This window comes from Amycolatopsis sp. NPDC005003, from assembly GCF_053600695.1.
In genome coordinates, this window is record NZ_JBSGAI010000017.1 from 157,608 (window position 1) to 179,045 (window position 21,438).

At 73.0% G+C, this 21,438-nt stretch carries 24 protein-coding genes; 15 read left to right on the forward strand and 9 right to left on the reverse strand.

Annotation, left to right across the window (positions count from 1 at the left end; translation table 11 throughout):
- The first annotated feature begins 86 nt into the window (after nucleotides 1-86).
- Genes ACWED2_RS21395 through ACWED2_RS21415 form a run of 5 tightly spaced genes read left to right on the forward strand, consistent with a single transcriptional unit; the run spans nucleotide 87 to nucleotide 2,566 of the window.
- Entirely contained in the window at nucleotides 87-770 is a 684-nt protein-coding gene (locus tag ACWED2_RS21395) for a hypothetical protein (protein ID WP_449692224.1), read from the forward strand.
- Nucleotides 767-1,282: a hypothetical protein gene (locus ACWED2_RS21400; RefSeq protein WP_449692225.1), complete on the forward strand. Its 516-nt coding sequence runs from the start codon at nucleotides 767-769 to the stop codon at nucleotides 1,280-1,282. Before ACWED2_RS21395 ends, ACWED2_RS21400 begins: the two co-directional genes overlap by 4 nt.
- Nucleotides 1,248-1,814, forward strand: a complete 567-nt coding sequence (locus ACWED2_RS21405) for a hypothetical protein (RefSeq protein ID WP_449692226.1) — start codon at nucleotides 1,248-1,250, stop codon at nucleotides 1,812-1,814. Before ACWED2_RS21400 ends, ACWED2_RS21405 begins: the two co-directional genes overlap by 35 nt.
- Entirely contained in the window at nucleotides 1,811-1,984 is a 174-nt protein-coding gene (locus tag ACWED2_RS21410; RefSeq protein ID WP_449692227.1) for a hypothetical protein, read from the forward strand. Before ACWED2_RS21405 ends, ACWED2_RS21410 begins: the two co-directional genes overlap by 4 nt.
- 18 nt (nucleotides 1,985-2,002) lie before the next feature.
- Nucleotides 2,003-2,566 (forward strand): hypothetical protein, encoded by a 564-nt coding sequence (locus tag ACWED2_RS21415; protein ID WP_449692228.1) that lies wholly within the window; start codon nucleotides 2,003-2,005, stop codon nucleotides 2,564-2,566.
- Here ACWED2_RS21415 and ACWED2_RS21420 read toward each other — a convergent pair.
- From ACWED2_RS21420 to ACWED2_RS21430, 3 genes are all read right to left on the reverse strand, one after another.
- Nucleotides 2,541-5,858, reverse strand: coding sequence for a S8 family serine peptidase (locus ACWED2_RS21420; RefSeq protein WP_449692229.1), 3,318 nt, complete (start codon nucleotides 5,856-5,858; stop codon nucleotides 2,541-2,543). The two genes, ACWED2_RS21415 and ACWED2_RS21420, sit on opposite strands and share 26 nt — an antisense overlap.
- Before the next feature lie 205 nt (nucleotides 5,859-6,063).
- On the reverse strand, nucleotides 6,064-6,957 hold the full coding sequence (locus ACWED2_RS21425; protein ID WP_449692230.1) for a LacI family DNA-binding transcriptional regulator: 894 nt from the start codon (nucleotides 6,955-6,957) through the stop codon (nucleotides 6,064-6,066).
- Nucleotides 6,958-7,103: 146 nt separating this feature from the next.
- A complete protein-coding gene (locus tag ACWED2_RS21430; protein ID WP_449692231.1) occupies nucleotides 7,104-7,973 on the reverse strand; it encodes an alpha/beta fold hydrolase in 870 nt (289 codons plus the stop codon).
- Between the two features lie 138 nt (nucleotides 7,974-8,111).
- On the opposite strand from ACWED2_RS21430, the gene ACWED2_RS21435 reads away from it, so the two are divergent.
- The gene (locus tag ACWED2_RS21435; RefSeq protein ID WP_449692232.1) at nucleotides 8,112-9,179 is read left to right on the forward strand and encodes a 4Fe-4S binding protein; all 1,068 of its coding nucleotides are present in this window, start codon (nucleotides 8,112-8,114) and stop codon (nucleotides 9,177-9,179) included.
- 6 nt (nucleotides 9,180-9,185) lie between these two features.
- Here the strand turns inward: ACWED2_RS21435 and ACWED2_RS21440 are convergent, their stop codons facing one another.
- Nucleotides 9,186-9,755 carry a TetR/AcrR family transcriptional regulator gene (locus tag ACWED2_RS21440; protein WP_449692233.1) on the reverse strand — a complete coding sequence of 190 codons (570 nt, stop codon included), beginning with the start codon at nucleotides 9,753-9,755 and terminating at the stop codon, nucleotides 9,186-9,188.
- 130 nt (nucleotides 9,756-9,885) lie between these two features.
- Complete coding sequence (locus ACWED2_RS21445) at nucleotides 9,886-10,518, reverse strand: TetR/AcrR family transcriptional regulator (RefSeq protein WP_449692234.1); 633 nt, start codon at nucleotides 10,516-10,518, stop codon at nucleotides 9,886-9,888.
- A gap of 77 nt (nucleotides 10,519-10,595) precedes the next feature.
- Between ACWED2_RS21445 and ACWED2_RS21450 the strand changes: the two genes are divergently transcribed.
- Nucleotides 10,596-11,399, forward strand: coding sequence for an SDR family NAD(P)-dependent oxidoreductase (locus tag ACWED2_RS21450; protein WP_449692235.1), 804 nt, complete (start codon nucleotides 10,596-10,598; stop codon nucleotides 11,397-11,399).
- 54 nt (nucleotides 11,400-11,453) lie between these two features.
- On the opposite strand, the gene ACWED2_RS21455 is transcribed toward ACWED2_RS21450, so the two are convergent.
- Entirely contained in the window at nucleotides 11,454-11,888 is a 435-nt protein-coding gene (locus tag ACWED2_RS21455; protein WP_043788152.1) for an OsmC family peroxiredoxin, read from the reverse strand.
- A 25-nt stretch (nucleotides 11,889-11,913) separates the two neighbouring features.
- Nucleotides 11,914-12,357, reverse strand: coding sequence for a MarR family winged helix-turn-helix transcriptional regulator (locus ACWED2_RS21460; protein ID WP_449692236.1), 444 nt, complete (start codon nucleotides 12,355-12,357; stop codon nucleotides 11,914-11,916).
- Nucleotides 12,358-12,433: 76 nt separating this feature from the next.
- Here ACWED2_RS21460 and ACWED2_RS21465 point away from each other — a divergent pair, with 76 nt between their 5' ends.
- A complete protein-coding gene (locus ACWED2_RS21465; RefSeq protein WP_449692237.1) occupies nucleotides 12,434-12,940 on the forward strand; it encodes a DinB family protein in 507 nt (168 codons plus the stop codon).
- Here the strand turns inward: ACWED2_RS21465 and ACWED2_RS21470 are convergent.
- A complete protein-coding gene (locus ACWED2_RS21470; protein ID WP_449692238.1) occupies nucleotides 12,927-13,688 on the reverse strand; it encodes a DUF1295 domain-containing protein in 762 nt (253 codons plus the stop codon). The two genes, ACWED2_RS21465 and ACWED2_RS21470, sit on opposite strands and share 14 nt — an antisense overlap.
- 2 nt (nucleotides 13,689-13,690) lie before the next feature.
- The gene (locus tag ACWED2_RS21475) at nucleotides 13,691-14,953 is read right to left on the reverse strand and encodes a class I SAM-dependent methyltransferase (protein ID WP_449692239.1); all 1,263 of its coding nucleotides are present in this window, start codon (nucleotides 14,951-14,953) and stop codon (nucleotides 13,691-13,693) included.
- A gap of 82 nt (nucleotides 14,954-15,035) precedes the next feature.
- Here ACWED2_RS21475 and ACWED2_RS21480 point away from each other — a divergent pair, with 82 nt between their 5' ends.
- The 7 genes from ACWED2_RS21480 (at nucleotide 15,036) to ACWED2_RS21510 (ending at nucleotide 21,429) form a co-directional block, all read left to right on the forward strand.
- Nucleotides 15,036-16,304 (forward strand): NAD(P)/FAD-dependent oxidoreductase, encoded by a 1,269-nt coding sequence (locus tag ACWED2_RS21480; protein WP_449692240.1) that lies wholly within the window; start codon nucleotides 15,036-15,038, stop codon nucleotides 16,302-16,304.
- Nucleotides 16,298-17,032 carry a DUF1365 domain-containing protein gene (locus ACWED2_RS21485; protein WP_449692241.1) on the forward strand — a complete coding sequence of 245 codons (735 nt, stop codon included), beginning with the start codon at nucleotides 16,298-16,300 and terminating at the stop codon, nucleotides 17,030-17,032. The genes ACWED2_RS21480 and ACWED2_RS21485 overlap by 7 nt, the downstream gene beginning before the upstream one ends.
- A complete protein-coding gene (sigK, locus tag ACWED2_RS21490) occupies nucleotides 17,025-17,630 on the forward strand; it encodes an ECF RNA polymerase sigma factor SigK (RefSeq protein WP_449692242.1) in 606 nt (201 codons plus the stop codon). The genes ACWED2_RS21485 and sigK overlap by 8 nt, the downstream gene beginning before the upstream one ends.
- Nucleotides 17,627-18,397 (forward strand): anti-sigma factor, encoded by a 771-nt coding sequence (locus tag ACWED2_RS21495; RefSeq protein WP_449692243.1) that lies wholly within the window; start codon nucleotides 17,627-17,629, stop codon nucleotides 18,395-18,397. The genes sigK and ACWED2_RS21495 overlap by 4 nt, the downstream gene beginning before the upstream one ends.
- A 243-nt stretch (nucleotides 18,398-18,640) precedes the next feature.
- Entirely contained in the window at nucleotides 18,641-19,948 is a 1,308-nt protein-coding gene (gene ftsZ, locus ACWED2_RS21500) for a cell division protein FtsZ (protein ID WP_449692244.1), read from the forward strand.
- A gap of 69 nt (nucleotides 19,949-20,017) precedes the next feature.
- Nucleotides 20,018-20,722 (forward strand): peptidoglycan editing factor PgeF, encoded by a 705-nt coding sequence (pgeF, locus tag ACWED2_RS21505; RefSeq protein WP_449692245.1) that lies wholly within the window; start codon nucleotides 20,018-20,020, stop codon nucleotides 20,720-20,722.
- Nucleotides 20,719-21,429 (forward strand): YggS family pyridoxal phosphate-dependent enzyme, encoded by a 711-nt coding sequence (locus ACWED2_RS21510; RefSeq protein ID WP_449692246.1) that lies wholly within the window; start codon nucleotides 20,719-20,721, stop codon nucleotides 21,427-21,429. Before pgeF ends, ACWED2_RS21510 begins: the two co-directional genes overlap by 4 nt.
- Nucleotides 21,430-21,438 lie beyond the last annotated feature (9 nt).

Below are 21,438 nucleotides of genomic sequence, written 5' to 3' on the forward strand. Positions count from 1 at the left end.
TTCGGGAACCGTTGGAAAACGATCGTGGCCACCGGGTAATCCGTCGGCTATTCTCGCCCGGTGCGATTCCGGGAATCGGAGGTCTCATGGGGGCACAACGGCTGCGATTGGTCGCGCCGAGCGGGGGCCGGGTGACCGTGGGCCTGCCCGCGGCGGCCCCCGTTTCGCACGTCGTGGCCGGCGTCCGGTTCGTCGGCGGCTCGTACGGCACCGGGTTCCAGATCGGGTCGCGCGGCTACCACGACTTCGCGTGCACGCACGTCGCCCCGGCGGACCCGCGAGAGCGGCTGGTCGTGCACGGCCGGGAGGTGGTCGTCGCCGAGGCCCGCGACGGGCAGTCGTCCGTGGCCACGCTGCTCGGCGCCTACCACGAGCTGATGACGGTGTACGCCGGGCCGGCGCCCCGCCGCGACCGCGTGCTGGCCCTGTTCGGCTCGTTGCGCATCGAAGACCACGTCGACGGCATGACCGTCGTGCCCCGCGCCGAGACGCTGCTGGATCCGACGAACGAACACCTCGTGGTCGTGGTGAAGGACCACGGTTCGCTCTCGATCCCCGCGCCGCGCCAGGCCGCGGCCTTGCTCCCGCGGCACGCGGGCGCGCGCACGAAACACGGCGAGGTCTGGAAGTCCGGGTCCGCCAAGAGGTCCTTCGTCCTCGGCTGCCCGGCCGGCGTGGCCGAGGTGCACCTCGCGGACACGGCGGCGAAGACCGAGCGCGAACGGCTCGACTGGCTCGACGACATCGACGTGGCCTGGGACCGCCGATGACCCCGTCGACCGCGCTCACCCTCCTCACGTGGGCGGCGATCATCCTGCTGTTCTTCGGGTTGGCGGCCGTCCTGCGCGAAGTCCGGCTGCTGCGCGGGATGGTCGCCCGGAGCGCGGACGGCTTCGCGGCCGCGCCGCCCGAGCTGGTGCTCGGCCCCCGGTTCGCGGGCCGGATCGTGGCGGCGGTCGATTCGGGCTGCCCGCTGTGCCTGACCGTGGTCGAGCGGCTGGCCGGGCTCGGCGCGGAAGCGACCCTGCTGACCCACGAACCCCCGGCGACGTGGGCGGAGCTCGCGCACGGCCTGCCGGTGGTCAGCGACGGCGAAGCGTGGCGTGCGGTTTCCCACCTCTCGCCGCCGGTTCTGCTGCTGCTCGACGGCACCGGCCGGGTCCGCCGGATGCTGCTGCCGGTCCGGGCGTCCGAAGTGGACGCCGCACTGGCCGGCTGGGCCGGTCCGACGTCAGGAGGTGAAGCCGGTGACGCTGGAGTTGGCGCACATTCCCGACCTTGAGCACCCCGGGCCGGATGCCGCGGGCACCCGCGCGGGCCGGAAGCTGAAGGTCCGCGGCACGCGCCGGACGTTCCTGCGCGCGGTGGCGCTCGGCGCGCTCACGCTCGGCGCGACCGCCCTCGACTGGTCCGGCCTGTCCCGCGTCCGGAAGGCGAACGCCGAGTTCAGCCCGTACGGCATGCCGGGCTACGACCGCAACGACTGCCGGGACGCCTACCCGACCGGCTACGCCGAACTGACCGACACCAGCGGTGCCTACGTCAACACCTACGCCGCCTGCTTCGGCGGGTACTGGCGGGGGAGCACCTACTGCGACGCGGGCTGGCACAAGTACGGCACGTGGAACGAGGGCGGTATCCAGGTCGACCACCAGCCGGTGGCCAACACGTGCGGTCAGTTCGCGGGCAAGAACGCCTGGCGGTGGACGACGCCGGACCAGCAGGTCTACCGGTGCTCCGACGGCTTCTCCACGTTCTGGGGCGGCGGGTACACCGGCCAGACGTACCTGACGATCTGCCGCGCCGCCCTGTGACCGAAGGGATTCCCCGGCGCCGGTGGCACCCGCTGACGATCGCCGCCGGGCTCGTGCTGGCCGCGGCCGCGGTGACGCTCGCGCTCGCGGTCGCGCCCGGCCGGCTGCTGCCGGGTGCGTGGCTCGTCCTGTGCGCGGCCGCCGGGTTCGCCACCAGCGGCTCCAGTTGAAGCCGGAACTCGGCCTTCGTGCTGAGCTCGCCGGTCTGGCGAGGCACTCCGACACTGGCGTTCTGCGCCGGGCTCGTCTGCGGCGGCGCCCTGTCCGCGCTCGTCCTGCTCGTGGCGGGTTCCCTGCTGCGCGCGCCCCTTCCGGCGGCCGCGTCCTGGGCCGTGGTGGCCGCGGCGCTGGGTGCGGTGCTGCTGCGGGAAACGGGCGTGTGGTCGTTCCGGCTGCCGGAAAACCGGCGGCTGGTGCCGGAGACGGTGTTCCGGCTCGGCCGGCACCTCGGCCCGCTCCAGTTCGGCTTCGAAATGGGCACCGGCGCGCGCACCTACCTGCCCAGCGGCCTGCCGTACGTCGCCGCGATCGCCGTCGCCCTCACGGCTTCGGTGCCGGCGGCGCTCGGCGCCGGCGCCGGGTTCGGGCTGGGCCGCGCGCTGATGACGACGGCGAACCTGCGCTACGACGGCGAAAACGGCTGGGACGGCGAATGGCGGGCCCACGGCCGGGCACTGAGGGTCCTGACCGGGGCCGCCTTCGTCGTCCCGCTCGCCGCCATCGCCGTCACGGTGCTGTCTGGTAAGCCCTGATCACGGTCTGGCTCACCGCGTTGCCGTCCGTGTCCCGGGCGGTGATGCGCAGGGAGACGAACCCTTCGCCCGCCGGGTTGCGCACCACCGCGAGGCCGCCGTTGCCGATCCGGGCCGTGGGCACGGGTGTCCACTTCGCACCGTCGTCGGTGGACGCCTCGACGCGCAGGTCCGCCAGCCGGAACTCGCCCGAGCCCGGCTGCCGCTGCGCGGTCAGCGCGAGCACGAACGGCTTGCCCGCCGGGGCACGGCTCTGGTCGTCGACCGCGCCCTCGGCCCGGACCACCAGCAGCGGCAACGGTTTCGCCGGCGCCGCCAGGCCGGGCTCGCGGAACGTCCACGCCACGTCCACCGCGGTCCCCACGACCGACCACGGCACGCTGCGGGTGGCCACCGACCGCAGCGTGTAGGTGCCCGCCTCGTCCGGGATCGCCAGCGCCCCGGTGGCCGGGCTCGCGGCGGTGGCCAGCGCGACGCCGTCCCGTGACAGCGTCGCCGTGCCGGTGAGGCCCGCGGGGGGCGCGGTGTACTGCTCCGGATCGCTGCCCGACACGAGCGGGATCGCGTACCCCAGCTGGTTTCCGGACCGGAGCACGCCCCAACCGTCCTGTGGTGCGCCGAAAGCGGGTCCGACCGGGGCGCGGTTCCAGCCGGAGTGCTGGTACCCCGGCCGGTAGGTGCGGTACGAGTAGTGGGTTTCCGCGTCGGTCAGCGGGTCCGGGTACACCGCCACCACGTGCTGCCAGCTCACCCCGGTCGAGTAGTACTCGGTGCGCCGGCTCGGCAAGACCGGCGCGGAGAGCTGGTAGGTCCCGCTGTCGGCGCCCGGGAAGCCGAAGGTGGCGTCGTCGGCGCGCAGGCTCTGCGCTGGTTTCCCCTGGGTGTGGTACCGCGCGTCGACCACCGCGAGGTCCCGGTCGCGCACCCGGAACACGGGATCGGCCGGGACGCGGCCGCGCTCGAGGAACGCCAGCTGGTAGACGTAGTCGCCGTCGGGCCGGGCGGCCAGCGTCGCCCGGAAGTACAGCGCGTAGGTGTGGTCGGTGACCTCACGACCCGAGCTCACCGCGTACAGCTCGGTGCCCGGCTGGGCGATCCAGGCGAGCGTGTTCGTGCGGGTGCCGCCCGGGTTCCCGGACACCAGACCCAGTTCGCCGCCCTGCAGCCGGGCGTCCGCCCGGTCGACCACCGCGCGCAGCGGTTTGCCCGCACGGGCGTCCAAGGTGACCGAAACGTCGCCGGTCACCGGCTGGCCGGGCCGCGACAGCAGCGTGACGGCGGCCGGCCGGGTCTGGCCCGTCGGATCACCGGACACGTCGAAGGCGTCGAGGTCGTAGCGCCCCTTGGGCACCCGCACCACGGCCGTGCCGTCGGCGCGGAACGGCCGGACGCCGAACGCGGCCCCGGTGGCGGTGTCGACGAGCGTCGCGACGCCCGCGGTGAACCGCCCGTCCCGGCCGATCAGCCGCACGGACACGTCGTAGCTTTCCGCCTCCAGGAAGGCGCCGAGCGCGGTCTGCACGGTGACGCCGGGCGCGGTCGCGGTCAGCCGGCCGCCGTACTGCCCGGCAGCGCTCCCGCTCGCCCGGAGGGTGACACCGACGTCGGCATCGCCGTGCGCGGGCACCACCACGGACGTCGCCGAGGGCGTGAACAGCGGCGCCGGGTCCGTGGTCAGCGAAAGGGTGACGGGCGCGTCCCCGTCGTTGTGGTAGGTCACGGTTTTCGTGACGGGCCGGGTGCGCGGCCAGGCGACGAAGCCGTAGCCGAGGCTGCCGGTCGTGGCGGTGACCTGCTGGGTGACCGCCCGCCCGGCGTCGACGCGGCCGGCACCCTGCTCGACCACGTCGGCGGTGGGTTTCGCAGTGCTCGTCAACGTGGACTTGAGCCGGCCGGCGAGCCAGTCCGGGTGCCGCTGGAGCAGCAGTGCGGCCGAACCGGCGACGTGCGGTGCCGCCATCGACGTGCCGGAAAGCCGGGCGTAGCCGTCGCCGACCGGCGCGGTGTCGCCGTCGCGCGTGCCCGCGGCCCGGGCCGAGACGATGCCCTCGCCCGGCGCCGCGATGTCGGGCTTGACCGCGTGGTCGCCGCGCCGCAGCCCCCGGTTGGAAAACGCGCTGGTGGTGTCCTGGGCCGACACGCTCCCGACCGCCAGTGCGGCGTCCGCCGCGGCGGGCGCGACGACCGGTCCCGGTTCGGGCAGGTCGAGCGAGCGGTCGTTGCCCGCCGAGGCGACGAAGAGGGTGCCGTAGCGGGCGGTCAGGGTGTTCACCGCCTGGGACACCGGATCCGTGCCGTCGGTGGCGTCCCCGCCGAGGCTCAGGTTGACCACCCGCACCTTGGGCGCGATCCACTCCATGCCCGCGATCACCGCGGACTCCGGGCAGCCGTAGGCGACGCAGACCTTGCCGCTGACCAGACGGGCGTCCGGGGCCACCCCGCGGTAGCGGCCCCCGGAGGCGGCGCCGGTCCCGGCGATGATGCCGGCCACGTGCGTGCCGTGCCCCAGGTCGTCGCTCGCGTCCGGCCGGGTTCCGGTGAAGTCCCGGGCCTCGACGACCTTGCCGGCCAGATCCGGGTGGTCGGCCCGCACCCCGGAGTCGAGCACGCCGACCGTGACCCCGCGGCCGGTGTAGCCCGCCTGCCACGCGGCCGGACCGCCGATCTGCGGCACGCTGACGTCGAGGGCCGGCGCGGCCAGCCCGTCCAGCCACACCTTGCCCACCTCCGGCCGCAGCGCGGACCCGGCGGTGAGCCAGGTCCAGAACTCCGTTCCGCGGCGCCGGTCCTGGCGCAGGGCCGCGCCGCGCACGCTCGGCAGGTCCCGCACGGCCGTGGTGGCCGGTGGCGTGGCCGTGGGGGCGCCGGCGGCATAGGTGACGATCAGCGGCACGCTGCCCGTGGTGTCGGCGAGGTGCTGGCGCAGCAGCTCGGAAACGTCGAACAGCCGGGGATCGAGCCGGCCCGCCGCCACGAGCGCCAGCGCGTCCGACGGCACGACGGTGATGTCGCCGGGGCGCCCGGAGGTGTTCGTTTCGCGGACGAAGCCGATCCGGTCGCGGCCCGGGCCCGGCTCGACCACCACCGTGTTTTTCCCGCGGGAATTCGGCAGCACCCGCACCCGGTCGCCGGTGATCAGCGTGACGGTTTGTCCGGAACCGCGGGGTCCGGAACCGCGCGGTCCGGAATCGCCGGGGGCGACGGGCGGAGCGGCCGGTTGCGCCGCCGCCGGAACGGGCAGGGAAAATCCCGCCACCACCGCGGCCGCCATCGCCAGCTGTCTTCGATGCATGGGCAGGACCCCTCCGCCTGAGCTCGTATCCCCCGGATTTCGCCGCGGCAAATGCGCGCGGAAAAATAGCCGCGGTCACGTTAACACCGGCTCGGGTGGCCAGGGCAATACGTCATTTCCGTGAACCAACCGCCGATAATTGATCACCGGAATACCGGCAGTGGCAAATGGGGTGGAAGCTATTCGGCGGCGGCGGCGGCGGCGGTCAGGGCAGGCGCGGCGGCGCGGTGCTGGCGCGGGCGGCCAGCTTCGGGGCGAGGAGCCGGGTGCCGGCCGCGGTGCCGTCGTCGAGCTGCCCGATGACCGTCTCGACGGCCAGCGCACCGAGCTCCCGCGCCGGGATCGCCACGCAGGTCAGCTCCAGCAGGCTGTGCGCGGTCAGGCTTTCCGGGCAGACCGCGACGAGCGAGACGTCCTCGGGCACCCGCAGGCCGCGGTGCCGCAGGGCCGCCAGCACCGCGGGCAGCGCCGTTTCGTTGTGCACGACGAGACCGGTGACCTCCGGACAGCGGGTGAAGAGCGCGTCGAGGCCGCGGAGCGTCCGCCAGTGGGTGTCGCTCCAGGCCAGCGTCGTCGCGCGGAGGCCCCGGCGGGCGGCTTCCGCCGTGAAGCCCTGGGCGAGCCGGGTGGCGGCGCTGCTGCCTCGCCGGTACGTCGCCGGCGTGGCGCCGATCAGGGCGACGTGCTCGTGCCCGAGGCCGGCGAGGTGGCCGAAGCAGAGGGCCCCGGCCGCGGCGAAGTCGAGGTCGAGGCAGCCGAGCCCGCGCGGGGCGTCGGGCACACCGATCAGCAGGGCCGGCCGGCCCAGCCCGAGCAGCACCGGCACCCGCGCGTCGGCCGCTTCGACGTCCATCACCACGACACCGTCGGCGGCGGACGAGGACACCGCCCGGCGCAGCGCGGCGGGACCCTCTTCGGCGGTGACCAGGAGCAGGGCGTGGTCCCGGGCGCCGGCCGCGGAGATCGCGGCGGCCACGAACTCCCGCACGACGACGTCGTGGGTGCCGGCGCGCAGCGGGACGACCAAGGCCAGGACGTTCGTCCGGCGGCCGGCGGTGAGCCGGACCCCGGCGTGCTGGTGGTGACCGCGTTTGCGCATGGCGTTCTCGACTGCCCCCCAGAGACGGCGACCCGTCACTCTTCGTCGAACCGCATCGACGATATCCGAACGTAGAGTACTCATCGGGGATGTGCAAGCAGCTCGACGTGCGTTCACCGGGGCAGGTGATGATCGAACCGATTCGATCATTCGGCCGTGGTCAGCAGTCCGGCGAGCACGTCGGGGCGTTCGAGGGCGAGGAAGTGACCCGCTCCGGGCACCTGGGTGAACCCGGCGTCCGGCAGGAGGTCGCGGTCGGCCTGCCGGTCCGACGGCCGGGACCAGTCGTGCTCGCCGTAGACCAGGTGGACGGGCGCCTTGACCGCCGCGTAGCGCGCGCGGGCCGCGATGAGGCTCGGCAGGTTCCGGTAGACCCCGCGGGCCACGGCGGGGTAGCCGGGGCGGCGGCCCACCTGGAGGAGCTCCTCCAGATAGTCCTCCCGCAGGGCGCTTTTGTCGCCGAGCCCGCCGCGCAGGATCCGGCGGAGAACGGCCTTGGGTTCCACTCCGGCGATCACCGGCCCGACGCCGGGCGCGAGGACGCCGGTGACCACCGCGCGGGCGAGGAGGCCGGACCGCGCGATGCCGCCGCGGAAGTCGTAGGCGTTCACCGCGACGACGCGCCGGACCCGGTCCGGCAGCTCGGCGGCGGTGGTCAGGGCGAGCACCGCGCCCATGGATTCGCCCAGCAGCGTGACGTCGGCGAGGTCGAGTTCGGTGAGCAGCCGTTCCACACCCGCGCGCATCGCCGGTTCCTCGTACGACGCACCGGGCACGATCCCGGAGTAGCCCATCCCCGGGAGGTCGAGGGCGTACACCGTGAACCGGTCGGCGACCAAGGGGACGAGGGCGCGGAAGTGCTCGGCCTGCGTGCGCACGGTGTGCAGCAGGACCAGGGGAGCGCCGGTGCCCGCCTTGAGGTACCGCAGCGTTCCCTCGTGGCTTCCGCGCGCGGCCAGGACGTGGCCGGTCGCGCCGGGGACGTGGATCGTGGGCTGTGGTTCTGCGTCGGGCATCGCGTCGGCTCCCTCGTGGACGGATGATCGGAAACCGATCGGTTTCGCTCACTGTAAACCGATCGGTTTCCCTTGCCAAGACCCGATGCTACGGTGGGAAACCGATCGGTTTACAGGAGCCGCTTCCGAGGAGTCTCGATGACTGACGCGCACCATGCCGGAGAAGATCCCGCGTTGCCGGCGAAACTCGCGGCACACCCGTCGGTGCGAGCGGTGCTCGCCCGGCGCCGGGCCGCGGGGCCGCCGCCGGTGATCGATGCGGCGTGGCTGCGTGCGCTGTGCCTGGCGGCCGGCGCGGACGACTTGGCCGCGGTGAGCCTGGACCACCCCGACCTGGCCGGTGAACGCGAGTACGTGCTGAACGCGCTTCCCGGTACCCGCAGCCTGGTCGCGATGGCGTTCCGGATGAACCGCGACAACTGCCGCTCCCCGGCGCGCAGCGTGGCCAACCAGGAGTTCCACCAGGCCGACGAGCAGGCCAACCACGCCGCTCGCGGCGTGGTCCAGGCGCTGCAGGACGCCGGCCACCACGCGATCAACCCGTCGGTCGGCTTCCCGCAGGAGATGGACCGCTTCGGCACGGACCGGATCTGGGTGGTGGCGCACAAGACGGTCGCGGTCGCCGCCGGGCTCGGGGTGATGGGCCTGCACCGCAACGTCATCCACCCGAAGTTCGGCAGCTTCGTGCTGCTGGCCACCGTGCTGGTGGACGCGGAGGTGAGCGAGTACGGGCAGGCGCTGGACTACAACCCCTGCATCGACTGCAAGTTGTGCGTGACCGCCTGCCCGGTCGGCGCCATCGCGAAGGACGGGCAGTTCGACGGCCTGGCCTGCACCACGCACAACTACCGCGAGTTCATGAGCGGGTTCACCGACTGGGCGCAGACCGTGGCCGACAGCGAAGACGCGGCCGACTACCGCTCCCGCGTCTCCGCGGCCGAAAGCGCCTCGATGTGGCAGAGCCTGAGTTCGCCGCCCGGCTACAAGTCGGGCTACTGCCTGGCCGTCTGCCCCGCGGGCGAGGACGTCCTCGGCCCGTACCTGGAGGACCGCAAGGGATTCCTGAAGACCGTGCTGCGGCCGCTGCAGGACAAGCGGGAAACGCTGTACGTCCTGCCGGGGTCCCGCGCGCAGGAGTACGCGGAGCGCCGGTTCCCGCACAAGCCGGTCAAGGAGGTCACCGGCGGCTGGGCGCCGCCGGAGTGACCGGCGTCAGCGCAGGCCCGCCGCGTCGAGCAGGGTGGTCACGGTCGGGACGACGAGCCCCTTCAGGTCGTCGACGCCGATCCCGGCCCGGGCGCTGGCGCCGTCGAAGACCACCAGGAGCTGGCGGGCCAGCAGGTCGGGGTCGGCGGCCCCGCCCTGCTCGGCCTGCCGGCGGAAGAAGCCCAGCAGGTTCCGCTTGATCCGCCGCGCCACGCGGCTGGCGGGGTGGCGCTGGTCCTTGAGCTCGATCTGCGCGGCCAGGTAGCGGCAGCCGTGGAACCCCGGTGCGGCCGCCTGGGCGGCCAGTTGCGCGAAGACGTGCATGATCCGCTCGCGCGGCCCGCGGTGGTCGTCGGCCGGGGGCAGCAGGCCGGCGACGAAGGCGCCCGCGCCCTCCTTCAGGCTCGCCGCGAGGAGCTCGTCCTTGCTTTCGAACAGCTGGTAGAGGGAGCGCTTCGACACGCCGGCGGCCTTGCACAGCGCCTCGACCCCGATGCCGACCCCGTCCCGGTAGGTGAGCGCGGCCGCGGCTTCGAGCAGCCGCTCCCGGGAGGTGGGTTTCGCGTCGGTGGTCATCCCGCGAGGTTAACCCGGGCCACGCGGTTTGAAAACCGATCGGTTTATCGCGGACGCGGTGATCGGGGCGCTGTGCTCGTCGTGTCACCGCGCCCTGACCCGCGACGCTCGTGGCGCGGGGGCCGGGGTGTCACGCGCCGCGGAGGCCTGCCTCGGCGAAGGCGAGCACTTCGTCGACCAGGCCGGCCAGCTCGCTCGCCGCCGTCCGGGCCCGGCCTTCGCGGGTCACGTAGATCTCCCGGAGGCCGGTGACCACGGTGACGGCCGTGAGCCGGGGGAGCAGGGCGTCCGCCGGCCGGCCGAGGTCGTCGCCGATGGCCGCGGCGATCAGCACCTCGAGGTCGCGGTAGCCGGCCCGGGCGCGGCCGCGGAGGTCGTCGTCGGCCATCAGGAGATCGGCGCGGAGGGCGCGGCGCTGCCAGAGGTGCGCGGGATCGGCCCCGGACTCCCGGTCGCGCTCGTCGAGGGCGCGCATGGTCGCGTGCATCCACTCGCGGACCGCGTCGAGGGTGCTCTTCGGCTTGCGGCTGCTCAGCCACGCCCGGAGGGACTCCGGGGTGAACGGGTCGTCGGCGAAGAGCAGGTCGTCCTTGGCCGGGAAGTGCAGCGTGACCGTGCGGGTCGCGACGTCGGCCCGCTCGGCGATCTGCGCGATCGTCGTCTCGCGGTAGCCCTGGCTCGCGAACAGGTCCAAGGCCGCGTCCTGGATGCGGGCGCGGGTCTGGGCCTTCTTGCGCTCACGGCGCCCGTCGGTCGCGATCATGCCCGCTACCTTACCATCCAGCCTATTAATGCACTCCATGCTACTGTTAGCTTGCAACGTAGGAATGGAGGCAGGTCGTGGCGAAGAACTGGTTCATCACCGGCACGTCCAAGGGCTTCGGCCGCGAGTGGACCGAAGCGGCGCTCGCCCGCGGCGACCGGGTCGCGGCCACCGCGCGGGACGTCGAAAGCCTGAAGCCGCTGGTCGAGCGGTACGGCGACGCCGTGCTGCCGCTGCGGCTGGACGTCACCGACCGGGCCGCGGCCGTCGAGGTGGTCGGCCGCGCGGCGGCGGAGTTCGGTGCACTGGACGTGCTGGTCAACAACGCCGGGTACGGGCACTTCGGGATGGTCGAGGAGCTGATCGAGGCGGAGGTCCGCGCGGAACTCGAGACGAACTTCTTCGGCGCCCTCTGGCTGACCCAGGCGGCCCTGCCGATCATGCGACGGCAGGGGCGGGGCCGGATCATCCAGGTCACCAGCGAGGGCGGCATCCGCGCGTTCCCGGGCATCGGCGCCTACCACGCGTCGAAGTGGGCCGTGGAAGGGCTTTCGGAGTCCCTGCGGCAGGAGGTGGCGGCCTTCGGGATCGACGTGATCTGCCTGGAGCCCGGCCCGTACCGGACGGACTTCGGGGGCGGCAGCGTCCGGCAGAGCGACCCGCACCCGGACTACGACGCGGTCCGCGAGGCGACGCGGATCGAGTGGGACCTCGGCGACCCCCGGGCGACCCGCGAGCCGATGCTGGAGCTGGCGGACACGGAGAACCCGCCGCACCGCATGTTCTTCGGCAAGTCGTTCGCGGCGGTCGAAGCCGAGTACCAGGACCGGCTGGACGGCTGGCGCAAGTGGGAGCCGCTCGCCCTGGCGGCGTTCGGCTGAAGCCCGAGCGGACGGCCCCTCGCCGCGCAGGGCGAAGGGTCGTCCGAAGGGCTGTCAGGCCAGCGCCGCGTCCATGGTGATCGTCGTGCCCGCGAGGGCCTTCGACACCGGGCAGGTCTTCTCCGCCGTCTCCGCGTACTCCGCGAACTGCTCCGCCGTCACGCCCGGGATCGAGGCGCGCAGGGTGATCGCGATGCCGCTGATCTCGAACCCGCCGCCCGCCGCCGGGCCGAGGGTCACCTCCGCGCTCACGTCGATCGAGTCCGCCGTGAGCTTGTGGGACTCCAGCACGCCCGACAGGTTCATCGCCAGGCAGGACGAGTGCGCCGCCGCGATGAGCTCCTCGGGGCTCGTCTGGCCGTCCGGGTTGCCCGCGCGGGTCGGGAACGAGACCGCGAACGTGCCCGCGTTGGACGAGTCCAGCGTGACCTCGCCCTTCCCGCTGTTCAGTCCGCCGACCCAGTGGGTGGTGGCGTCACGGCTGGGCATAAAGCCTCCTCGGTTTCGGGATGGTTCAGTGCTCGGCTGAATAAGCGGCGGCCGACGCCGTCAGCCGCCGCAGGGTGGTGATCAGTTCCCGCCGCTCGTCGTCCTCGAGGCCCAGTGCGCAGCCGATCGCCGAGGGGACGCCGGCGGCGCGCGTGCGCACCGCCCGGCCCTGCTCGGTCAGGCTGACCACCACCGTGCGTTCGTCCGCGGGCAGTCGCGTCCGCGTCACCAGCCCGTTGGCTTCCAGGCGCTTGAGCAGCGGGGAAAGCGTGCCGTAGTCCAGGTGCAGCGCCTCGCCGATCTCCTTGACCGGCCGGGCGTCGGACTCCCACAGCACCAGCAGCACCAGGTACTGCGGGTAGGTGAGGTCCAGCTCGCCGAGCAGGGGACGGTACGCGTCCGTCACCGCGCGCGACGCCGCGTAGAGCGCGAAGCAGGCTTGCTCGTCAAGAAGGAACTCGTCCGGCACGTCCGCAAACCTAGCCCACGATTACATCGTGCGCAAGGTATCGGGAGTGTCGGACCCCTCTGGCAGAGTCCCGATCATGACCGAACGACCGAAGCGCCCCGAGGTGCCGCTCACCGGCGGCGAGCGCGAAATCCTCACCGGCCTGCTCGACTACCACCGCGCGACGGTCGCCTGGAAGTCCGGCGGCCTCACCGAAGCCCAGGCCCGCCAGGTGCACCTGCCGAGTGAGCTGACGACCGTCGCCGGCCTGGTCGCCCACCTCACGCTCAACGAGTGGTTCTGGTTCGGCGTGGTCGTCGACGGCGAAGAGGACACCTGGGAGGAGAAGCTCGAGCAGGACCCGGACGCGGAGTTCCGGATCCCACCCGGGACGTCGGTCGAGCAGCTCCTCGCGGACTACGAGAAGCAGTGCGCCCGCAGCCGCGAGATCGTGGCGAAGCACGGCCTGGACGACGAAGTGACGCACAAGGACGAGACCTTCAACGTCCGCTGGGTCGTCGCGCACATGATCGAGGAGACCGCGCGGCACGTCGGCCACCTCGACGTCCTGCGCGAGCTGACCGACGGCCTCACCGGGGAGTGACCTTCTTCGGCGGCAGCGGGAAGAAGCCGCTGGTCCGCTCGACGTAGTGCGCGTACGCCGGGCGCGTGCGGGCCATGCCCTTCTCCAGCAACGGTTTCCCCGTCCCGCGGGCCAGGGTGAAGGTCATCGCGACGGGGGAGAGGATCGTCGCCGCGCCCGGCCACGTCGAGCAGGCCAGCAGGTAGAGGCCCCACCAGACGCACGCGTCGCCGAAGTAGTTCGGGTGCCGCGTGTAGCGCCACAGCCCCGTGTCCAGGACGCGGCCGCGGTTGGCCGGGTCGGCCTTGAACCGGCGCAGCTGGTCGTCGCCGATCGTCTCGAACGCGAACCCGACCAGCCACACCGCGATGCCGAGCCAGCCGAGCACGCCGATCCCGGTGCCGTCCACGGCGAACTGCACCGGCAGCGAAACGAAGTACAGCACCACGGCCTGGAACAGGTACACGCGGAGGAACATCTTCGCCGGCCCGTGGCCCATCCGCGCGTACCTCGGGTCCTCCGGCAGCTTGTGGTTGCGCAGGTGCAGGTGCACCGAAAGCCGCACGCCCCAGACGACGGTCAGGAGGACCACCACCAGCCGCAGCCAGAGCGGCCCGTCGCCGAAGGGGAAGGCGGTGACCGCGACGATCGCGAACCCGAGCCCCCAGAACGTGTCGATCGTGTCGTAGCGCTTGCGTGCCCGCGCGATCCCGAAGGTCACGGCCACCGCCACGAGCGTGACGGCGGCCGTGACGAGCAGCTGCGGCATCGTCACCACTCCCGAGTCGCCGGCATACCGCTCCGGCCGTGGAGGTCGGGCCGCACGGCCAGGATCTGGTCCACACCCATCCGGTTCTCCTCGAACGCCAGCGCCCCGCCCACCAGGTACAGCCGCCAGACCCGCGCGCCCGTCTCGCCGATGAGCGCGACGACGTCGGCCCAGTTCTCCTCCAGGGTGGCGGCCCAGGCCCGGACCGTCCAGACGTAGTGCTCGCGCAGCGCGTGCACGTCCCGGACCTCGAGGCCCGCGGTCTCCAGGTGGTCGATGGTCCGGCCGACCGGGCGCATGGTCATGTCGGGCGCGATGTACCGCTCGATGAACGCGCCGCCGCCGGGCGCGACGTTCCCGCGGGACATCTGCTGCAGCAGCACGCGCCCGCCCGGCTTCACCATGCGGTGCAGCGTCGCCGCGTACGCCGGGTAGTTGACCTCGCCGACGTGCTCGCCCATCTCGATCGACGCGACCGCGTCGAACGGCCCGTCCGGCAGCTCCCGGTAGTCCTGGCGGCGCACCTCGACGCGGTCTTCGAGGTCGTGCTGGGCGAGCCGCCCCCGGATGTGCTGCAGCTGCTCGGCCGAGAGCGTGATGCCGACGGCCTCGACGCCGTGGTGCTTGGCCGCGTGGACGAGCAGCGAGCCCCAGCCGCAGCCGACGTCCAGCAGCCGCATGCCCGGCCGCAGCCCCAGCTTGCGGCAGATCAGCTCCAGCTTGTCGTGCTGCGCCTGTTCGAGGCTTTGGGACTCGGAGGTGAAGTACGCGCACGAGTACGCCATCGACTCGTCCATCAGCAGCTGGTAGAAGGCGTTGCTCAGGTCGTAGTGGTGGGCGATGGCGGAGCGGTCGCGCAGCAGGCTGTGCAGCTTCCCGGACAGCCGCGCCTCTTCGGCGGGCGGCTTCGGCGGCAGCCCGGCGACGCCGAGCCGGGCGGCCAGCCGGACGGCCTCCGCCCACTCGCGCGGCCCCAGCTCGACCCGGTTCAGCGCACCCGCGCGGGTCAGCGCCCAGATCCGGCGGAAGCCGTCCGCCAGGTCTCCTTCGACGTCGAGGTCGCCGGTCACGTAGGCGCGCGCGAGCCCCAGCTCGCCGGGCGCGTACAACAGGCGGCGCAGTGCACGGCGGTTGCGGAGCACGATGGTCGGCGCGTTTTCCGGGCCGGCGCGGGTTCCGTCCCAGGTCCGCAGGCCGACGGGCAGCGGCCCGCCGAGGAGTTTTTCCGTGAACGAGGCAAGGCGGTGCGCGGTGGTGTGCGGCATGCCGGGGATTCGCTCTCCCCGCCCCGGTGGATTGGTCGGCCGGTGCGGCAATCCGGCCGGGCCGCGGTCCCGAAGGACCGGTGTGGAGATCACGGGAGAACGCATCGGCGTCATCGGCAGCGGGGTGGCCGGCCTGACCGCGGCATACCTGCTGCAACGCAAGTACGAAGTTCTGCTGTTCGAGGCCGACGACCGCCTGGGCGGGCACGCGCACACGCACGACGTGCCGAGCACCCACGGCGGCACGATCGGCGTGGACTCCGGCTTCATCGTCCACAACGAGCGCACCTACCCGACCCTGCTGAAGCTGTTCGGCGAGCTGGGGGTGGCCACGCGCGACACCGAGATGTCGATGAGCATCCGCTGCGACGGCTGCGGCCTGCAGTACGCCGGCGCCAAGGGCGTGGCCGGGCTGTTCGCCCAGCGCGGCAACGCCGTCCGCGGCCGCTACCTGCGGATGCTGACCGAGGTGAAGCGGTTCCACCGGCACGCGAAGCGGCTGCTGGCGGCGCCGGACGCCGGCGACGTCACGCTCGGCGCGTTCCTCGCCATCGGCGGCTACACCCGCTACTTCGTCGACCACTTCATGCTGCCGCTGGTGTCCACGGTGTGGTCGGCCGACCGCGCCGACACCCTGCGGTACCCGGCGCGGTACCTGTTCGAGTTCCTCCGCAACCACGGCATGCTCACCGTCAAGAACTCACCGGCCTGGCGAACCGTCGTGGGCGGCTCGCGCGAGTACGTCGAGCTCGCGGCCAAGCAGCTGACGGCCGTGCACCTGTCGACGCCGGTGCGCTCGGTGCTGCGGACCGGCAGCGGCGTCGAGATCCGCGACGACGCCGACACCCCGCACCACGTCGACAAGGTCGTCGTCGCCACGCACGCCGACCAGGCCCTCGCCCTGCTGGCCAACCCGACGGCCGCCGAGCGCGAGGTGCTGGGGGCGTTCCGGTACTCCGAAAACGAGGCCTGGCTGCACACCGACACGAGCGTGCTGCCGGCGCTGGCCGACGCCAGGGCCGGGTGGAACTACCGCGCGCCCGTCTGCGGCGCGCCCACCGGCGCGGTCCAGGTCAGCTACGACATGAACCGCCTGATGCGGCTCGACGAGCCGACCGGGTACGTCGTCACGCTCAACCCCGGCGACGGCCCCGGCCAGGAGCACGTCGTCGCGCGGATGCGCTACGAGCACCCGGTCTACACGCCGGATTCCGTTGCCGCGCAACGACGGCTGCCCGAGCTCAACGACGGCGTGCTCGCCTTCGCCGGCGCCTACCACGGCTGGGGCTTCCACGAGGACGGCTGCTCCTCGGGCGCGCGTGCCGCGGAAAGCCTGGGGGTGACGTGGTGACGAACGCGCTCTACGACGCCACGGTCGCGCACGTGCGGCGGATCGACCCGCCGCACGCCTTCGCCCACCGCGTCTACCTGTGGCGCGTCGACCTGGCCGACCTCCCGCGGCTGCCGTGGTGGCTGCGGCCCTTCGCCCGGTTCGACGTCCGGGACCACTTCGTGGCCTCGGACCCGCGCGGCATCCGGGAAAAGCTGGACGCCTGGCTCGCCGAGCGCGGCGTCGACCTGCGCGGCGGGCGGGTCGTGATGCTGGCCGCCGCCCGCGTGCTCGGGTACGTGTTCAACCCGATCAGCGTCTACTGGTGCCACGAGCCGGACGGCCGGCTGGCGTGCGTCGTCGCCGAGGTGCACAACACCTACGGCGGCCGCCACGCCTACCTGCTGCACCCGGACGAGGCCGGCCTGGCCCGCGCGGCCAAGGAGTTCTACGTCTCGCCGTTCCAGGAGATGGACGGCGAGTACCGGATGCGCCTGCCGCGCCCGGAGGCCCTGCTCGACCTCACCGTGGCGTTGCGCCGCGGGACCTCGACCCCGCTGGTCGCTACGCTGCGGGGAGTTCGCCGCCCGGTGAACCCGCGGTGGCTGGCCCGGCTCGTGCTGGCCCGGCCGCTGCTCCCGCAGCGGGTGTCCGCGCTGATCCGCCGCCACGGCGTCGCCCTGTGGCTGCGGAAGGCCGCGGTCGTGCCGCGCACCCCGCAGAACGCCGGAGGACAGCTGCATGGATGAGCCGGCCCGCCCGCGCCACATGGCGCCGGTGCCCTCCGAAACCCCGGCCGGCCCGAGCGCCGAGGAGCTCATGGTCCGCGTCGCCAAGGGCGACGAGCGGGCCTTCGAGCTGCTCTACGACCAGTTCGCCGGGCCGATCTACGGTCTGGTGCGGCGGATCGTGCGGGACGCGGCCCAGTCCGAAGAAGTCGCCCAGGAGGTGCTCGTCGAGCTGTGGCGCACCGCGACGCGGTACGCCCCCGACAAGGGCTCGGCGCTGAACTGGGCGATGACGCTGGCGCACCGCCGCGCCGTCGACCGCGTGCGCTCGGCGCGCGCGAGCACCGAACGCGAGCAGAAGGCGACCTTCGAGGCCGCCCGCGGCCGTCCGTTCGACGAGGTCGCCGAGTCCGTCACCGCACGGCTCGAACGCTCCCAGGTGCGCCGGTGCCTGTCCTTCCTGACCGACCTGCAGCGCGAGTCCGTGCTGCTCGCCTACTACCAGGGCTATACGTATCGCGAGGTGGCCGAAGTGCTGTCGACGCCGCAGGGAACCATCAAGACGCGGCTGCGGGACGGGCTGATCCGCCTGCGGGACTGCCTGGGGGTGACCGCTTGAGCACGCCGGAGATGCACACCCTGGCCGGCGCCTTCGCGCTCGACGCCGTCAACGACGTCGAACGCGCCGAGTTCGCCCGGCACCTCGAGCAGTGCGACTCGTGCACGCAGGAGGTCGCCGAGCTGCGGGCGACCGCGGCCCGGCTGGGCGCGGCGATGGCCGAGGAGCCGCCGCCGTACTTCAAGGACCGCGTCATGACCGCCATGCACGCCACCCGCCAGCTCCCGCCGCGCACCCGGCCCGGCGCGCCCGACCGGCACCGCCGCTCGGCGCGCGCCCCGCGCTGGGCGGTCGTCGTGGCCGCCGCGGCCGCCGTCGTCGGGCTCGCCGCGGGCGGGGTCTTCGGCGGGATCGCGCTGACCCAGCAGCAGGAGCTGCAGACCGCCCAAAGCCGGCTCGACCAGGCGAAACAGCAGTTCGCGCCGGTCGCGGCGCTGCTCGCGGCCCCCGACGCCAAGACCGCTCACGGCGAGGCGCCGATCGGCGGCGGCGTCACGGTCGTGGTGTCGCGGTCGCTGAACCGGGTGATGGTGATGGACGCGGGCCTGCCGTCGCAGCCGGGCGGGAAGGTCTACGAAGCCTGGCTGATCACCGGCAAGGACGCGCCGCGCTCGGCCGGCGTGATCGCGGCCGCGGACCAGGGCGGCCTGGTCGTCGCCGACGGCGTCGGACGGGCCGACAAGGTCGCGGTGAGCATCGAACCGCCCGGTGGATCGGCCACCGGAGCGCCCACGGAAGTGCTCATGAGCATGCCCGCGCCCGCCTGATCCGGCGCTATACCAGATCGGGCCGAAGGGGTGCTCGCGGCCCGTCGCTCTTGCGCGCCCGAACGTGTTGTGGCAAAACACCTTTGCGACACACGGCGTGCCTACTGGATTAGAGCCTGCCTGGTGCCTACCGTCCTGCCTAACGTCGGCGGTTGACATAACTCTCGATCTGGGGTTGAGGTCGAGGGTTCGATCTTCGGCCGGCGGGCTGTACGGGCACAACGATCAGGAAGGCGGACTTCGATGACGCCCCCGCACAACTACCTTGCGGTGATCAAGGTGGTCGGCATCGGCGGTGGCGGCGTGAACGCCGTGAACCGCATGATCGAGGTCGGCCTCAAGGGTGTCGAGTTCATCGCGGTGAACACCGACGCGCAAGCACTGCTCATGTCCGACGCCGACGTCAAGCTGGACATCGGCCGCGAGCTGACCCGCGGCCTCGGCGCGGGCGCCGCCCCCGAGGTCGGCCAGAAGGCCGCCGAAGACCACCGCGAAGAGATCGAAGAGGTCATCAAGGGCGCCGACATGGTGTTCGTGACCGCGGGCGAGGGCGGCGGCACCGGCACCGGCGGTGCGCCGGTCGTCGCGCAGATCGCCCGCAAGCTGGGCGCGCTGACCATCGGCGTGGTGACCCGCCCGTTCACCTTCGAGGGCAAGCGCCGCGGCAAGCAGGCCGAAGAGGGCATCCAGGCGCTGCGCAACGAGTGCGACACGCTCATCGTGATCCCGAACGACCGGCTGCTGCAGCTCGGCGACATCGGCGTCTCGCTGATGGACGCGTTCCGCTCGGCGGACGAGGTGCTGCTCTCGGGTGTGCAGGGCATCACCGACCTGATCACCACCCCGGGCCTGATCAACCTCGACTTCGCCGACGTCAAGAGCGTCATGTCCGGCGCGGGCTCCGCGCTGATGGGCATCGGCTCCGCGCGCGGTGAAGGCCGGGCCATCCAGGCCGCGGAGAAGGCGATCAACTCGCCGCTGCTGGAAGCCTCGATGGACGGCGCCCACGGCGCGCTGCTGTCCATCGCGGGCGGCTCCGACCTGGGCCTGTTCGAGATCAACGAGGCCGCGTCGCTGGTGCAGGAGTCCGCGCACCCGGACGCCAACATCATCTTCGGCACGATCATCGACGACTCCCTCGGCGACGAGGTCCGCGTCACGGTGATCGCCGCCGGGTTCGACGCCGGCGCGCCGACGCACAAGAAGCTGGACCCGTCGACGTTCGGTTCCGGCTCGCGCGGCTCCGCCACCACGGCGTCGGCCGCGGCCGGGCAGGTCTCGAACCCGCCGACGCCACCGTCGGGCGCCACCCCGGTGCCGTCCGCGGGCAGCTCCGGCTACCCGGTGGCGCCGCCGCGGTCGCACTCGCCGCTGCCCTCGGCCGGCGGCAACCAGCCGGCCGGCGGGCTCCCGCAGCCCGGCGGCGGTTCGCGCGGCTACTCGCCGCTCGGCTCCAACGCGACCCAGGGCAGCCTGCCCGGGCGCGCGATGCCGGTGCACGACGACCCGTCGGACGACGAGGTCGACGTCCCGCCGTTCATGCGGCGCTGATCAGCTGTTCGTGAAGGCCACCTCGAGATCCTCGAGGTGGCCTTCACCGCGTTTGGGAGGATGGGGAGCATGCGGGTTCGGCGAGTGGTCACGACCAGGGCGGGCGGCGCGTCACGGCCGCCCTACGACACCTTCAACCTGGGGGACCACGTCGGCGACGACGAGGGGAACGTCTACGCCAACCGCAAGCGGCTCGCGTCCGAGCTGGGCCTGGCCGAGGACAAGCTGGCCTGGATGGAGCAGGTCCACGGCCGGACGGCGACCATCGTCGACGGCTCGGAAACCGCCGCGGCTGAGGCGACCGACGCCCTGGTGACCGCGACCCCGGGCGTCGCGCTCGTGGTGCTGGTCGCCGACTGCGTCCCGATCCTGCTGGCCGACGCCGAGGCCGGGGTGGTCTCCGCGGTGCACGCGGGCCGGGTGGGCACGCGCGTCGGCGTCGTCCCGGCGGCGATCAAGGCCATGCAGTCGGCCGGTGCCGAGGTCGGGCGCATCGAGGCGCTGCTCGGCCCGGCCATCTGCGGCGACTGCTACGAAGTTCCCGCCGAAATGGCCGCCGACGTCGAAAAACACGTTCCCGGCACTGCCTGCAAGACCCGCAAGGGCACCCCCGGGCTCGACCTGCGCGCCGGGCTGTGGCGGCAGCTCGCCGACCTGGGCGTCGGCAAGATCGGTGTCGACCCGCGGTGCACGAACGAGGACAAGACGCTGTTCAGCTACCGCCGCGACGGGACCACCGGGCGGATCGCCGGGATCACCTGGATCGAGGCATGACCTCCCGCAAGGCCGAGCTGGCCGAGAACCTGCGCGAGGTCGAGGCGCGGATCGCCGCCGCGTGCCGCGCTGCCGGGCGCGCCCGCGACGAGGTGAAGCTGATCGCGATCACGAAGACGTTCCCCGCCTCCGACGTCGCGCTGCTGGCCGAGCTCGGTGTCACGAACGTCGGCGAGAACCGCGACCAGGAGGCGGGCCCGAAGGCCGCCGAGGTCCCGGGCCTGCGGTGGCACATGGTCGGCCGGCTGCAGCGGAACAAGGCGCGCTCGGTGGTCGGGTGGGCCCACGAGGTGCAGTCCGTCGATTCCGCCCGGCTCGCCGACGCCCTCGCCAAGGCCGTGCGTGCGGCTCGCGACGCCCAGATACGTGACGAACCCCTCGACGTGCTGATCCAGGCCAGCCTCGACGACGACCCCGAGCGCGGCGGCTGCCCGCTCACCGAGCTCGGCGCGCTCGCCGACCTCATCGCGCAGTCCGAAGAGCTGCGGCTTCGCGGCCTGATGGCCGTCGCGCCGCTGGGCGTGGACCCGGCGGCCGCCTTCGAGCGGCTCGCTCGCGCGGGGGAGGGCTTGCGCAAAGATCACCCGAATGCCGCAGACGTGTCGGCCGGGATGAGCCATGATCTCGAGCAGGCGATCACGCACGGCTCGACCTGTGTGCGTGTCGGAACCGCGTTGCTCGGTGGACGCGGTTTAGCCTCGCCGTAGGGAGCTCGC